Source organism: Delftia sp. DT-2 (genome assembly GCF_028401915.1).
Classification (GTDB): domain Bacteria; phylum Pseudomonadota; class Gammaproteobacteria; order Burkholderiales; family Burkholderiaceae_C; genus Comamonas; species Comamonas tsuruhatensis.
In genome coordinates this window covers 183,342-196,780 of sequence record NZ_JAQOTI010000003.1, presented here as the reverse complement: position 1 = coordinate 196,780, position 13,439 = coordinate 183,342, and the positions used below count along the sequence as shown (strand labels likewise).

The window sequence follows — 13,439 nt, the reverse complement described above, 5'->3', positions numbered from 1 at the left end:
AATGCGCCTCAGGCCACGGCTTCTTCGGGATGGGCATCGACCTCGCGGCCGGGCAGCAGCAGGTTCAGCCCCACCGCGACCAGGGCGCCGACGGTAATGCCCGAGCCGAAGACTTCGCGCACGAAGGCAGGCATGCGGGCCAGCAGGTCCGGGCGCACCGTGACCGCCAGGCCGCAGCCCAGCGAGACCGCGATGATCAGGCTGGCACGCCGCGAGTGCTCGGCGCCGCTGAGCATGCGGATGCCGGCAGAAATGATCATGGCAAACATCATCAGCCCCGCGCCGCCGAGCACGGGCTGCGGAATCGTCACCACCAGTGCGCCCAGCACAGGAAAGAGGCCGGCCAGCAGCAGCATGACGCCCGTCAGCATGACCACATGGCGGCTGGCCACGCCGGTCAGCGAGACCACGCCCACGTTCTGGGCGAAGGTGGACAGCGGAGGGCTGGACATCACGGCCGCGAAGGCCGAGCCCACGCCGTCGCACAGCATGCCGCTGGACAGGCGCTTGCCGTCGATGCGCGTCTGCGTGGCCGCGCCCAGGGCCATGAAGGTGCCCGTGGTCTCGACGATGGTCACCAGAAAGGCGATGGACATGGCGACGATGCCGGCCACCGGGAACGTCATGCCGAAGCTCAGCGGCTGCGGGATGGCGAAGACCGCGGCCTCGCTCACCTGGGTGAAGTCGATCAGGCCCAGCGCAAGGCACAGCACATAGCCGCAGGCGATGCCCAGCACCACGGCCGAGGCAGAGACGATGCCCCTGCCCCACTGCACGAAGCCGATCACCAGCACCAGCACGAAGCCGGCGATGGCCAGGTGGCCGATCGCGCCGTAGTCGCTGCGGCCCATGCCGCCCGCAGCCCAGTCCACGGCGACGGGGGTCAGCGACAGGCCGATCATGGTCACGACCACGCTGGTCACGGTGTGCGGGAAGAAGCGGCGGATCACGGGCATGAAGTAGCTGCCCACGATCATCACCAGCGACCCTACCAGCGAGGAGCCCAGGATGCCGGCCACACCATGCTCCAGCCCCACGCTGATGCCCGCGCCCACGAAGGCGAAGCTGGTGCCCATGACGCAGGGCAGCCGTATGCCCACGGGCCCCACCCCCCTGCACTGGACGATGGTGACCACGCCCGAGCCCAGCAGCGCTGCATTCACCAGCGCCACGATCTGGTCGGCCGGCAGCTTGAGCGCCCCGCCGAAGACCAGGGGCACGGCGATGATGCCGCCCAGCGCCGCCAGCAGGTGCTGCAGCGACAGAAGGACCGTGGTGATGAGCATTGGCGGACGGTCTTCCACCTTGTAAAGCAGTTGTTCCATTGTCTTGTCTCCTTGTGTCCTGGCCGTCGGCCTCTTCAGAGGCGCTTGTATGTATGTCGGGGCAGTGGTGCCGGAAAAGGGTGGGGGTCCTGAAAGTGCTGTCCGGGTCTTCGAGCCTCCTGGAGATGCTTCGGGGGAATGGCGCAGCGCGGCAGGTCGGCACCCGCGATGGCCTGGGTGCCGGCCTGCCGCGCTGCAGGGATATGTCAGTGGCCCGCTGCGCGCTCGAACAGCGTGCGGGCCAGTTCGCGGTGGCGGGTCAGCACGCGCGGCAGGTCGGCCGTGAGCAGGTGGCCGTCACGCACCACGACACGGCCGTTGATGACGCTGGTGGACACGTCGGTGGGCGTGCAGAACACGAGCGCGGCCACGGGGTCATGGCCTGCGCCCGCGTAACCCACGCCCGACATGTCGAAGGCCACGAAGTCGGCCGACATGCCCGGCGCCAGCGCGCCGATGTCGTCGCGCCCCAGCACGCGCGCGCCGCCCAGCGTGGCGATCTCCAGCGCCTCGCGCGCGCCCATGGCGGCAGGGCCGTGGCCCACGCGCTGCAGCAGCAAGGCCTGGCGCGCCTCGCCCAGCATGTGGGCGCCGTCGTTGGAGGCGCTGCCGTCCACGCCCAGGCCCACGGGCACGCCCGCATCGCGCATGGTGCGCACGGGTGCGATGCCCGAGGCCAGGCGCATGTTGGAGCACGGGCAATGCGCCACGCCCGTGCCCGTGCGCGCGAACAGCGCAATGCCCTCGGCATCGAGCTTGACGCAGTGGGCATGCCAGACATCGGGGCCGACCCAGCCCAGGCTTTCGGCGTACTGCGCGGGGGTGAGTCCGAATTTCTCGCGCGAGAAGGCGACGTCGTTGTCGTTCTCGGCCAGGTGGGTGTGCAGCGACACGCCGTGCGCACGCGCCAGCACGGCGGACTCGCGCATCAGCTCGCGCGTCACCGAGAACGGCGAGCATGGCGCCAGCACCACGCGCAGCATGGAGTGGCGTGCGCTGTCGTGGTATTGCTGGATCAGGCGCAGGCTGTCGCGCAGGATGGCTTCCTCTTCCTCCACCACCGCGTCAGGCGGCAGGCCGCCCTTGCTGCGGCCCAGGCTCATGGAGCCGCGCGCCGCATGAAAGCGCATGCCCATCTGCTGCGCCGCGGCGATGGAGTCATCCAGCCGAGCGCCATTCGGATACAGGTACAGGTGGTCGCTGGTGGTGGTGCAGCCCGACAGCATCAGCTCGGCCATGGCGGTCTGGGTGGAGACGTGGATCATCTCCGGCGTGAGGTGCGACCACAGCATGTACAGGTTGGTCAGCCACGAGAACAGCTCCGCATCCTGCGCGGCCGGCACGGCGCGCGTGAGGCTCTGGTACATGTGGTGGTGCGTGTTGACCAGGCCCGGCATCACCACGCGGCCGCGCATGTCCAGCACCTGGGCCGTGCCGTCGTCCACCATGCGGCGGTACTGCGGCGGCAGTTCGGCCGTGGCGCCCACCCATTGCACGGCCGGGCCGTCGGCCACCAGGGCGCCGTCGCGGATCTCGCGGCGCTGCGCATCCATGGTGACGAGTACATCGGCGTTCAGTGCGATCAAGGTCATGGCGTTCTCTTCTTCGAAATGGAAAAGCCGCCAGTCTAGGAAGGACACGCCATTGCCGATAGCGCTGAATTCCGCCCGATGTGTCCACAAAAAGTGGACAAGTGCCTAAGACTCACCGCCCCCCGGCAAACAGCCTTGCCAGCGCCTGGCCGATGGACTGGGCCATCAGCTCGCCCGCCGCGCTCAACTGCCCCCTGGCCCGGCCGGTCAGCACCAGCGTCTGCCGCCGCAGATGCGCATCGCGCAAAGGCACGAAGACCAGGGCATTGCGGCTGCGCTCCTCCATCACGTCCAGCGGGTTGAGCAGGGCAATGCCCTCGCCCAGCATGACCAGGCGCTGGATCAGCGCCATGGAGGTGGACTCGGCCACGGGCGTGACCTCGATGGCGTTGCGCGCAAAGGCTTCGTCCAGCAGGCTGCGGATGGACAGCGGCGGCGCGGGCAGGATGAGCGGATGGCCTATGCACTCGCTGAGCAGCACCGACGATTGGCGTGCCAGCGCATGCCGGGGCGGCACGATGGCGCCGATCTGCCATTCGCTGATGGCCAGCGCGCGCAGCGCGGGGCGTTCGGACAGGTCGTAGGCCAGACCCAGGTCGGCGTCGCCGCCTTCCACGGCAGCCGCGATGTCGCTCAGGGGCAGGTCGATGATGCGCACCACGATGCCCGGGTGGCGCTGGCGGAATTCATGCACCAGCGAGGGCAGCAGCGAGCCGGCCAGCCCCGTGGTCGCGGCCACGGTGATCTCGCCGCTGCGCGCGCCCTGCAGTTCGGCAATGCGCTCGCGCAGCGCCGCATGCTCGCGCAGCGTGGCGCGCACATGGGCCAGCACCATCTCGCCCGTCGGGGTGAGGCGCAGGCGCTTGTGGATGCGCTCGAACAGGGGCGTGCCCAGCTCGGCCTCCAGGTCGAGGATCTGGCGGTTGACGGCCGTGGGGGCCACGTGCAGATGTTCGGCCGCCTTGCGGATGGAACCGCGGCGGACTACTTCGTCGAGATAGCGCAGGACTCTGGCGTGCATGGCACGAGCGTAGCGGGGTTTGCCGGGCCGCGCTTTGCAGCGCCCGGCAGCCCAGGCTCAGCGGGCCGTGCCCGGGCGCTCGGCGCGCAGCGTGCGGCTGAGCATGATCACGGGGATCAGGCCCACCAGCACCAAGGCCAGCGACGGCAGGGCGGCCTCGCCCAGGCGTTCGTCGCGCGCGAGCTGGTAGGCCACGACGGCCAGGGTGTCGCTGTTGAAGGGGCGCAGCACCATGGTGGCGGGCAGCTCCTTCATCACATCGACGAAGACCAGCAGCGCCGCCGCTGCCGTGGAGCGCCTGAGCAGCGGCCAGTGCACGCGCGACAGCATGCCCCAGGCGCCCGTGCCCAGCATGCGGGCCGAGTCGTCCAGGCTGGGCGCGATGCGCGCATAGCCGCTTTGCATGGACTGCAGGGCCACGGCGCAAAAGCGCACCAGGTAGGCCCAGACAATGCCCACGGCGGTGGCCGTGACCAGGCCGGCAAAACCCCATTCGGGTCGCACCTGCTGCACCCAGCCCACGGGCAGCAGCAGGCCGACGACGACCACGGCGCCCGGCACCGCATAGCCCAGGCTGGCCAGTTGCACCACGCCGCGCGTGACGGCCGACTCCTTGTGGCGGCGCACGGCAAACGCCAGGGCCACGGCGATGATGACGGCCAGCACCGAGGTGATGGCGCCCAGGCGCACGCTGTTGAGCGCCCAGTCGAGGAAGCGGTCCCAGGGCAGCACCGACCAGTCGGCCGCCAGCGGGCGCAGCATGAAGAACACGGGCGCCACAAAGCCCATGAGCACGGGCAGCAGGCACGCCAGCCAGGCCAGCGCGCAGCGCCAGCCGCGCAGGCGCAGCGGCTGCGCCTCGGCCGAGCCGGCACGGCCCGCGCCGCCGGTGACGAAGCGCATGCGCCGCTGGGCGCGCAGCTCCAGCTGCAGCAGCAGCACCACCAGCACCAGCAGGAAGGTGGCCAGCTGCGCGGAGGCAATGCGGTTGTCCATGGACAGCCAGGCCTTGTAGATGCCCGTGGTGAAGGTCTGTATGCCGAAATAGCTGACCACGCCGAAGTCGGCCAGCGTCTCCATCACCACCAGGGCCACGCCAGCGGCCACGGCCGGGCGCGCCAGCGGCAGCGCCACCGACCAGATGCGCCGCGACAGCGGCGCACCCATCAGGCGCGCGGCCTCCATCAGGTGCGCGGCGCGTTCGCCCAGCGCGGTGCGCGCCAGCAGGTAGACATACGGGTAGAGCGAGAAGATGAAGACCCAGACCGCGCCGCCGAGGCTGCGCACCTCCGGCAGGAGCCGGCCTTCCAGGCCATAGGTGTCGCGCATCCAGGTCTGCAGCGGGCCGCTGAACTGCAGGAAGTCGGTATAGGCATAGGCAGTGACATAGGCCGGCATGGCCAGCGGCAGCAGCAGCAGCCATTCCAGTTGGCGCCGGCCGCGGAAGTCGAACAGCGTCACGGCCGCCGCCGTGCCCGTGCCCACGATGGCCGCGCCCAGCGCCACCAGCAGGCCCAGCCAGACCGTGGTCCACAGATAGCCGGGCAGCACGGTGGCCGCCATCTCGCGCAGGATGGAGCCGGCCAGGGCATCGCCCTGCCCCAGAGGCAGCCAGGAGCCGAGCACGGCCAGCACGGGCAGCATCAGCACCAGGGCCAGCAGGAGCAGGGGAAGGGAGCGGAGTACGGACGACAGACGGCGCAAAGCGGAGGTCTCGGCTAGAGGATGAGGGGGAGGATCTGGCTGCCGGGCTATGGAACGGGCCGGGGTCCGCGGCAGCCACCGGCCTGTGGGCCGAGGTGCCGCCGAGACCGGACGTGCCTGCGGGCTGCTGGAGTCGGCGGGCTCCGGGCATGCCCCTGGCCCGCCAATGCAAATGCGAATTCTATTCATTTGCGCGGTTCTACAATCGCCGCATGTTTTTGACCGTCTCCCAACTCGAGGTGCGCTACCCGGGCCGCGACAGGCCTGCCGTGCAGGGCGTCACGCTGAATCTGGCCGCTGGCGACATCGGCGTGCTCATCGGCCCCTCGGGCTGCGGCAAGACCACGCTGCTGCGTGCCGTGGCGGGCCTGGAGCCCGTGAGCGGCGGCGAGATCCGCATCGACGGCCAGCTCGTGGGCAGCGCGGATTTCTCGCTCCCTCCCGAGCAGCGGCGCATCGGCATGGTGTTCCAGGACTATGCGCTGTTCCCCCATCTGAACGTGGGCCGCAACGTGGCCTTCGGCATCCACCATCTGCCCAAGGCGCGCCAGGCCGAGCGCGTGGCCGAGGTGCTGGAGCTGGTGGGCCTGGCCGGCAGTGCAGGAAGGTTTCCGCACGAGCTGTCAGGCGGCCAGCAGCAGCGCGTGGCGCTGGCCCGCGCGCTGGCGCCCAGCCCGCAGCTGATGCTGCTGGACGAGCCGTTTTCCAACCTCGACGTGGACCTGCGCGAGCGCCTGGCGCATGAGGTGCGCGGCATCCTCAAGGCCGCAGGCGCCACGGCCCTGTTCGTCACGCACGACCAGCTGGAGGCGTTTGCCATCGGCGACATGATCGGCGTGGTCCACCAGGGGCAGCTGCAGCAGTGGGACGACGCCTATTCGCTGTACCACCGGCCGGCCACGCGCTTCGTGGCGGACTTCATCGGCCACGGCGTCTTCGTGCCGGCCACGCTGGCCCACAGCGGTGCCGGCGGCGTGGTGGCGCGCACGGCGCTGGGCGATCTGGTCGATCCGGCCACCTGCCCGCTGCCTGCGCAGTTTGCGGACGGCGAGTGCGATGTGCTGCTGCGCGCCGACGATGTGGTGCACGACGATGCCTCGCCCGTGCAGGCGCGCATCCTGCGCAAGGCGTTTCGCGGCTCGGAGTTCCTCTACACGCTGGAGCTGGCCAGCGGCCACAGCGTGCTGGCCCATGTGCCCAGCCACCACGACCATGCGGTGGGCGAGTGGGTGGGCATACGGCTGGACATGAATCACGTGGTCGCCTTCCCGCGAGAGAGACAGGGCACTGCGCAGACCGCAGCGGCCTGAGCAGGCGGCCGCCGCCGCGCCGTCCAGGCCTTTGTCATCCGACGGTCATGGGTGAAACCCAGAATCTGTCACATCTTGTGACAATTCAAGGCCACCCATGTTTGCTCTGGACCCCTCCTCCACGCAGCACGCTGCATCTGCTCCGACACCGGTTCCGGCGCTTGCCCCTGCGCCCGCCGCGCCACGCCTGCTGGCCCGCGCAGGCCAGCTCAGCCAGCCCACGGCGCCGATTCCCCCCGACACCAGCAACGAGGACGTGCACCGGCTGTTCAGCGAGCAGCCCCTGCTCGAAACCCTGGCCGTGGTGGCCGACGACCGGCCGCTGGGCCTGATCAACCGCCAGCGCTTCATGGAGCAGTACGCGCGGCCCTTTGCGCGCGACGTGTTCGGCCGCCGCAGCTGCCTGGTATTCACCGACACCGCGCCCATGGTGGTGGCGGCCGGCCTGCCCATCGACCAGCTGGTGCAGCAGGCGCTGGCCAGCGGCAGCCGCGTGCTCAAGGACGGCTTCATCACCGTCGAGGAAGGCCGCTATGCAGGCATAGGCACGGGCCACGCGCTGATGACCGCCATGTCCGACATCGAGGCCGACAAGACGCGCCAGCTCATGGCCAGCATCGACTACGCCAGCCTGATCCAGCGCTCGCACCTGGTCGAATCCGACCGCGTGCTCGCCAGCCAGCTGGAAGACCACGGCCTGCTGTGGGAGCCGCGCGACGTGGTGGGCGGCGATGCGTATTTCTTCCGTGCCACACCGCAGGGCCTGCTGGGCTGCATGTTCGACTGCACGGGCCACGGCGTGCCGGGCGCCTTCATGACGCTGATTGCCCTGTCCTTCCTCGAACAGGCCGTGGCGCCTGCAGGTATCGGCACTGGAACCGGCACCGGCACCGCCATCGACCCCGGCGCCCTGCTGGGCCAGATGAACCGCTACATCAAGCGCGTGCTGCAGCAGCGCACCCGCGACGCCCAGCCGGCCTGGGGCGCACCAGCGGCCCCCGCCGACGGCCTGCCGGCGGAGAAGACCTCCAGCGATGGCCTGGACGCCGCGCTGTTCCTGCAGTCGCCCTGCGGCACGCAACTGCGCTTTGCATCGGCCCGGCTGGACCTGCTGGTGGCGCCGCCCGGCGTGCAGGAGGCGGCCCAGGTGCAGATCCATGCCGGCGACAAGCTGGGCATAGGCTATGCGACCACGCCCGACGACGCAGCCTGGAGCACGCAGGTGCTGGAGGTCGCGCCCGGCTCGCTGCTGATGGTGGCAACCGATGGCGTCATCGACCAGTTGGGTGGGCCGCGCCAGATCGCCCACGGCAGAAAGCGCCTGGCGCGCTTCCTGCACGAGCAGCAGTACCGCCCCGCCGCCCAGGCCTGCGCCGAGTTCCGGCAGGCCTTCGCCCAGTGGCAGGGCACGCAGCGCCGGCGCGACGATGTCTCGCTGCTGGTGTGGCGCAACCAGGCCCTGCAGTCATGAGCCCGGCCGAATTCGCTCAGCTGCGCGCCCAGGCCGAGCACAACGGCCTGCTGCTGTACTACGCGGGCACCTTCAACCCCAATGTGATCCAGGCGGCGGCCGACACGCTCAAGAGCCGCCTGGCCAGCGAGGACGGATCGAGCAGCGCCAAGCGCAAGCTGTTTTCCACCTTCATCGAGATGGCGCAGAACGTGCTGCACTACGCAGCGCCCCTGCCTGCGGCCGACACCGGCCCCCGCCAGGCGCTCAGCGCGCCCGTGCCACAGGGCGCCATCGGCGTGGGCCGCATCGATGCGCTGGCCTGCGCCCAGGAGGCGGGCGCCGAGCCGGCGCCTGCCCGCTTCTGGATCGCCTGCAGCAATGCCGTGCGCAGCGAGCATGTGCCGCGCCTGGCCGCCAAGCTGGACGCCGTGCGCGCCATGAGCCACCCCGAGATCAAGGCCGCCTACAAGGCCCAGCTGCACAACACGGACCACGGCACCAGCGACGACATCAGCCGGGGCGCGGGCCTGGGCTGGCTGACCATTGCGCGCGATGCCTCGGCGCCGCTGCAGTACCACATCGCCACGGGAGAGGACGCCGCCGAGACCGCGCCCCATGCCGTATTCCACGTCAAGGCGCTGATCTGAACGCCGGGCGTCCTTCAACGAACCGACCTGCCGCCATGCAAGCATTGAAATCCGAACGCACCTCCGTCACGCCCGAAGTGGTCTTCTCGCCGGCCGAGCAGCTTCTGCGCATCGAAGGCGAGTGCTATCCCGAAAACCCCCTGCCCTTCTTCAACCCCATCCTGTCCATGCTGGGCCGGTATTTCGAGGCCAGCCAGCCTCCTCGCTTCGTGGCCGAGATGAAGCTGCAGTACATCAACAGCGCCTCCACCATGGGCCTGCGCTCGCTGTTCGCGCTGCTGGACCAGGCCGGGCAAAAGGGCACGGACATCCGCGTGGTCTGGGCCTTTGACGAGGAGGACGACGCCATCGAGGAACTGGGCGCCGACCTGGTGGAGGACTTCGCCAACCTGGTGCTGGAGCGACAGCCCTACAGCAACTGAGGGCAGGCCTGCTCCGCCCTGGCCTTCAGGCCAGCGGCTTGCCCATGAGCACCGTGGTCAGGCCGCAGTCCCATTCCTCGTCGGGATAGGTGTCCAGCGTGGCATATCCCTGCGCCGTGTAAAAGCCCAGGGCCTGGGTGTTGAAGCTGTCGGTCTCCAGCCGCACCTGGGCGTGGCCGTCGGCGCGCATGGCCTGCTCCGCGTGGGCCAGCAGCGCACGGCCCACGCCGCGCCCCTGCCAGGCCGGCAGCACATGCAGGGCGCCGATGAAGTCATCCACGCGGTCCACGAAGCCTGCCACCACGCCATCGCACTCGGCCACCCAGAACAGGTGGCCGCGCGACTGCACGTACTGCGCGGTGCGGCCCGAGGCGCGGAACCGTGCATCCTTGTCCGCCGTCAGCTGGGGCTTCCAGGTGCTCTCGTAGGTGGCCCAGAGAACGGCGTTCAGGGCAGCGGTGTCATCAGGCCGCGAGGGCCGAAGCGAGAAGGTGTCTGTCATGTCGCTGGCAAGGTTCAGGCCTGGCGCAGCCGGTCCACCTCGGCATGCAGGTCCTGGGCCCAGACGCGGCGGTCGCGGCCATCGGCCGTCTGCGGCTGGCCATAGTGGACGGCGGCGACCAGGTCGTCGGCGCACAGCGTGCGCCAGATGGAGCCCAGCAGGGTTTCATCGCCCTCGTAGCTGGGCGCGTGGCTGATCTGGCCGGTGGCGCCGTCGATGAAGCGCAGGCCCACGGGCAGCACGGGCGCACCGATCTGCACGGCCGCCTGCAGCAGGTTGGCATGGAAGGGCAGCAGCTTGCGGCCGTCGCCCGTCGTGCCTTCGGGGAAGATGGCCAGGATCTCGCGGCGCTGCAGGGATTCCTCCATGCTCTGCACCATGCGCCGCGCATCGCGGCGCGAGGTGCGCTCGATGTACAGCGTGCCCGCCGCCGTGGCCAGCGTGCCGATCAGCGGCCAGCCCTTGACGTCGGACTTGGAGATGAAGCGGCAATGCCGCGCCGCATGCAGCACGGGAATGTCGAGCCAGGAAATATGGTTGCTGACCATGAGCATGGGGCCCTGGCTCGGCGGCTCGCCCTGGATCTCCAGGCGCACGCCCGCATGGGCCAGCAACTGCAGGGCCCAGGCCTGCACATGGGCGTGCTGGCGCTCCTCGGGCAGCTGCGGAAAGCGCAGGGCCACGATCCACAGCCCCTTGCACACATGGCCGAACAGGCGCGCTGCGCGCAGCGTGGCGCGCCCTCCATTACGCAAGCGTTTCATTTCAGCCATTCAGAGCGTTTGGCAACGCCCATGCCCGTGAAACAGGCACGCTCCATCTCAGGGACACCGAGGAAGGGCCGCCCCGCACCGAGGGTGTCGTCCCCCTCCCTCGCGTAGCGAGTAGAGAGGGGGAAGTCGCGAAGCGGCTCAGGGGGCGCTTCATTTCAGCGGCGTTCGTAAGCGATATGGCCGTCGACCAGCGTGCAGCGCACGCGGGCCGGCAGTTCGTAGCCGCCGAAGGGCGTGCTCTTGCCCTGGCTGGCCAGCTCCTGGGGCTTCACGGTCCAGGCCGCCTGCGGATCGACGATGCACAGGTCGGCCACGCCGCCCTCGGCCAGCCGGCCCAGCTGCCCCTGCAGCTCGCCCAGAGACGAGCCCAGCACCTGCACGGGCGATGCCGTGATGGCGGCCAGGGCACGGTTCAAAGGCACGCCACCGTCCTGCGACCACTTGACGGCCAGCGACAGCAGCAGCTCCACGCCCGTGGCGCCGGGCTCGGCCTCGGCAAAGGGCAGGACCTTGGCATCCTCATCGACGGGCGTGTGGTCGGAGACCAGGGCGTCGATGGTGCCATCGGCCAGCGCGGCAGACAGCGCATCGCGGTCGCGCTGCTGGCGCAGCGGCGGCGTGACGCGGGCGCTGCTGTCGAAGTAGCCGATGTCGGTATCGGTCAGGTGCAGCGAGTTGATGGACACGTCGGCCGTGACCTGCAGGCCTTCGGCCTTGGCACGGCGCACCAGTTCCACGCCTGCGGCGCTGGACAGGCGGCACAGGTGCACGCGCGCCTGGGTGCCGCGCATCAGCTCGAAGATGGTGTGCAGGGCAATCGTCTCGGCCGCCACGGGCACGCCGGACAGGCCCATGCGCGTGGCCAGCGGGCCGCTGGCGGCCACGCCCTTGCCCAGGTACAGCTCCTGCGGGCGCAGCCACACGGTGTAGCCGTAGGTGGCCGCATACGCCAGGGCACGCTGCAGGGTCTGGGTGCTGGTCATGGGCACCTCGGCCTGGCCGAAGCCGATGCAGCCGGACTCGGTCAGCTCGGCCATCTCGGTCAGCACCTCGCCCTTGAGGCCCAGCGTCAGCGCGCCCAGCGGGAACAGGCGCGACTGGTGCAGCTTCTCGGCGCGGAACTTGAGCATCTCCACCAGGCCCTGCTCGTCGAGCACGGGATCGGTATCAGGCGGGCAGACCAGGCTGGTCACGCCACCGGCCACCGATGCAGCCATCTCGGACTGCAGCATGCCTTCGTGCTCGTGGCCGGGCTCGCGCAGGCGCACGGCCAGATCGACCAGGCCCGGCAGCACCCAGCAGCCGGCCGCATCGATCTCGCGTTCTGCGGCAAATCCCTCGGGCGCCTTGCCGATGGCCAGCACCTTGCCGCCGTCGATGGCCACGTCGGCCTGCTGGTCCAGGCCCCGTGCCGGGTCCATCACTCGGCCGTTGCGGATGAGTATCTTCATGGTTTGCTACCCCGTAGACCGCAGGCGGCGCATGGGCTGCGGCCTGCGGCGATCAAAAACATTTGCATTCACAAAAAGCGCCTGGACTCAGTCCAGGACACCGGGCATGGAAAAAGCATGGCCCATCTCAGGGACGCCGAGCAAAGGCCTAGGCCGGCCGCGCCGCCCTGCAGCGAGGGCGTCGCCGGCTGCCCGTACGCCCCCCTCCCGCGTAGCGAGAGAGGGCGCCGTGCATACGGGGGAAGCGACGCAGTCGCTCAGGGGGTGCTTCATTTCAAGCCTCGTTGCCGGCGACGATGGACATGACGGCCATGCGGACCGCGATGCCGAAGGACACCTGCGACAGGATCACGGCCTGCGGGCCATCGACCACTTCGGAGTCGATCTCCACGCCGCGGTTGATGGGGCCCGGGTGCATGACGATGGCGTCCGGCTTGGCCAGGCGCAGCTTCTCGGCCGTGAGGCCGAAGCTCTTGAAGTATTCCTGGCTGGACGGCAGCAGGGCGCCGCTCATGCGCTCGTTCTGCAGGCGCAGCATGATGATCACGTCGCAGTCCCGGATGCCCTCTTCCAGCGTGTGGAAGACGCGCACGCCCATCTGCGCCAGGTCCTGCGGCACCAGGGTGCGCGGGCCGACGACGCGCACTTCGGCCGCGCCCAGCGTGGTCAGCGCATGGATGTCGGAGCGCGCCACGCGCGAATGCAGCACATCGCCCACGATGGCCACGCGCAGGTTGGCGAAGTCCTTCTTGTAGTGGCGGATGGTGTACATGTCCAGCAGCCCCTGCGTGGGGTGGGCGTGGCGGCCGTCGCCGGCATTGACCACGTGGACATGGGGCGCCACATGCTGGGCGATGAGGTAGGGCGCACCCGACTCGCTGTGGCGCACGACGAAGATGTCGGCGGCCATGGCCGAGAGGTTGGCGATGGTGTCCAGCAGCGACTCGCCCTTGCTGGCCGAGCTGCGCGCGATGTCCAGGTTGAACACGTCGGCCGACAGGCGCTTGGCCGCGATCTCGAACGTGGTGCGCGTGCGCGTGCTGTTCTCGAAGAACAGGTTGAACACGCTCTTGCCGCGCAGCAGCGGCACCTTCTTGACCTCGCGGTCATTGACGCTGACGAAGTTGGCCGCAGTGTCCAGGATGTGGGTCAGGATGTCCTTGGACAGTCCTTCGGTGGACAGCAGGTGGATCAGTTCGCCGTTCTTGTTGAGCTGGGGATTGCGCTTGTACAGCACGG

12 protein-coding genes are annotated in these 13,439 nt (G+C 69.6%); 4 read left to right on the top strand and 8 right to left on the bottom strand.

The window, feature by feature from the left end; translation table 11 throughout:
- Positions 1–8 precede the first annotated feature (8 nt).
- From PO605_RS05795 to PO605_RS05780, 4 genes are all read right to left on the bottom strand, one after another.
- A complete protein-coding gene (locus PO605_RS05795; protein WP_047473117.1) occupies positions 9–1,325 on the bottom strand; it encodes a nucleobase:cation symporter-2 family protein in 1,317 nt (438 codons plus the stop codon).
- 206 nt (positions 1,326–1,531) lie between these two features.
- Positions 1,532–2,917, bottom strand: coding sequence for an 8-oxoguanine deaminase (locus PO605_RS05790; RefSeq protein ID WP_012203520.1), 1,386 nt, complete (start codon positions 2,915–2,917; stop codon positions 1,532–1,534).
- Positions 2,918–3,029: 112 nt separating this feature from the next.
- A complete protein-coding gene (locus PO605_RS05785; protein WP_016447921.1) occupies positions 3,030–3,938 on the bottom strand; it encodes a LysR family transcriptional regulator in 909 nt (302 codons plus the stop codon).
- Between the two features lie 57 nt (positions 3,939–3,995).
- A complete protein-coding gene (locus PO605_RS05780; RefSeq protein ID WP_272206181.1) occupies positions 3,996–5,642 on the bottom strand; it encodes an ABC transporter permease in 1,647 nt (548 codons plus the stop codon).
- A 212-nt stretch (positions 5,643–5,854) separates the two neighbouring features.
- Here PO605_RS05780 and PO605_RS05775 point away from each other — a divergent pair, with 212 nt between their 5' ends.
- The 4 genes from PO605_RS05775 (at position 5,855) to PO605_RS05760 (ending at position 9,474) form a co-directional block, all read left to right on the top strand.
- Positions 5,855–6,952 carry an ABC transporter ATP-binding protein gene (locus PO605_RS05775; RefSeq protein WP_034347786.1) on the top strand — a complete coding sequence of 366 codons (1,098 nt, stop codon included), beginning with the start codon at positions 5,855–5,857 and terminating at the stop codon, positions 6,950–6,952.
- A gap of 97 nt (positions 6,953–7,049) precedes the next feature.
- Positions 7,050–8,423: a SpoIIE family protein phosphatase gene (locus PO605_RS05770; protein ID WP_047474746.1), complete on the top strand. Its 1,374-nt coding sequence runs from the start codon at positions 7,050–7,052 to the stop codon at positions 8,421–8,423.
- Positions 8,420–9,052: a DUF6272 family protein gene (locus PO605_RS05765; RefSeq protein ID WP_047474749.1), complete on the top strand. Its 633-nt coding sequence runs from the start codon at positions 8,420–8,422 to the stop codon at positions 9,050–9,052. The genes PO605_RS05770 and PO605_RS05765 overlap by 4 nt, the downstream gene beginning before the upstream one ends.
- Before the next feature lie 35 nt (positions 9,053–9,087).
- Positions 9,088–9,474, top strand: coding sequence for a DUF1987 domain-containing protein (locus tag PO605_RS05760; RefSeq protein ID WP_016447926.1), 387 nt, complete (start codon positions 9,088–9,090; stop codon positions 9,472–9,474).
- A gap of 25 nt (positions 9,475–9,499) precedes the next feature.
- Here the strand turns inward: PO605_RS05760 and PO605_RS05755 are convergent, their stop codons facing one another.
- The 4 genes from PO605_RS05755 to PO605_RS05740 all read right to left on the bottom strand — a co-directional run bounded on the left by PO605_RS05755 (position 9,500) and on the right by PO605_RS05740 (position 13,437).
- Positions 9,500–9,976 (bottom strand): GNAT family N-acetyltransferase, encoded by a 477-nt coding sequence (locus PO605_RS05755; RefSeq protein ID WP_047474751.1) that lies wholly within the window; start codon positions 9,974–9,976, stop codon positions 9,500–9,502.
- 14 nt (positions 9,977–9,990) lie between these two features.
- Positions 9,991–10,740, bottom strand: coding sequence for a lysophospholipid acyltransferase family protein (locus tag PO605_RS05750; RefSeq protein ID WP_047474755.1), 750 nt, complete (start codon positions 10,738–10,740; stop codon positions 9,991–9,993).
- A gap of 164 nt (positions 10,741–10,904) precedes the next feature.
- On the bottom strand, positions 10,905–12,200 hold the full coding sequence (locus PO605_RS05745) for a dihydroorotase (protein ID WP_016447929.1): 1,296 nt from the start codon (positions 12,198–12,200) through the stop codon (positions 10,905–10,907).
- 274 nt (positions 12,201–12,474) lie between these two features.
- Positions 12,475–13,437, bottom strand: a complete 963-nt coding sequence (locus PO605_RS05740) for an aspartate carbamoyltransferase catalytic subunit (RefSeq protein WP_272206180.1) — start codon at positions 13,435–13,437, stop codon at positions 12,475–12,477.
- Between the last annotated feature and the right edge of the window lie 2 nt (positions 13,438–13,439).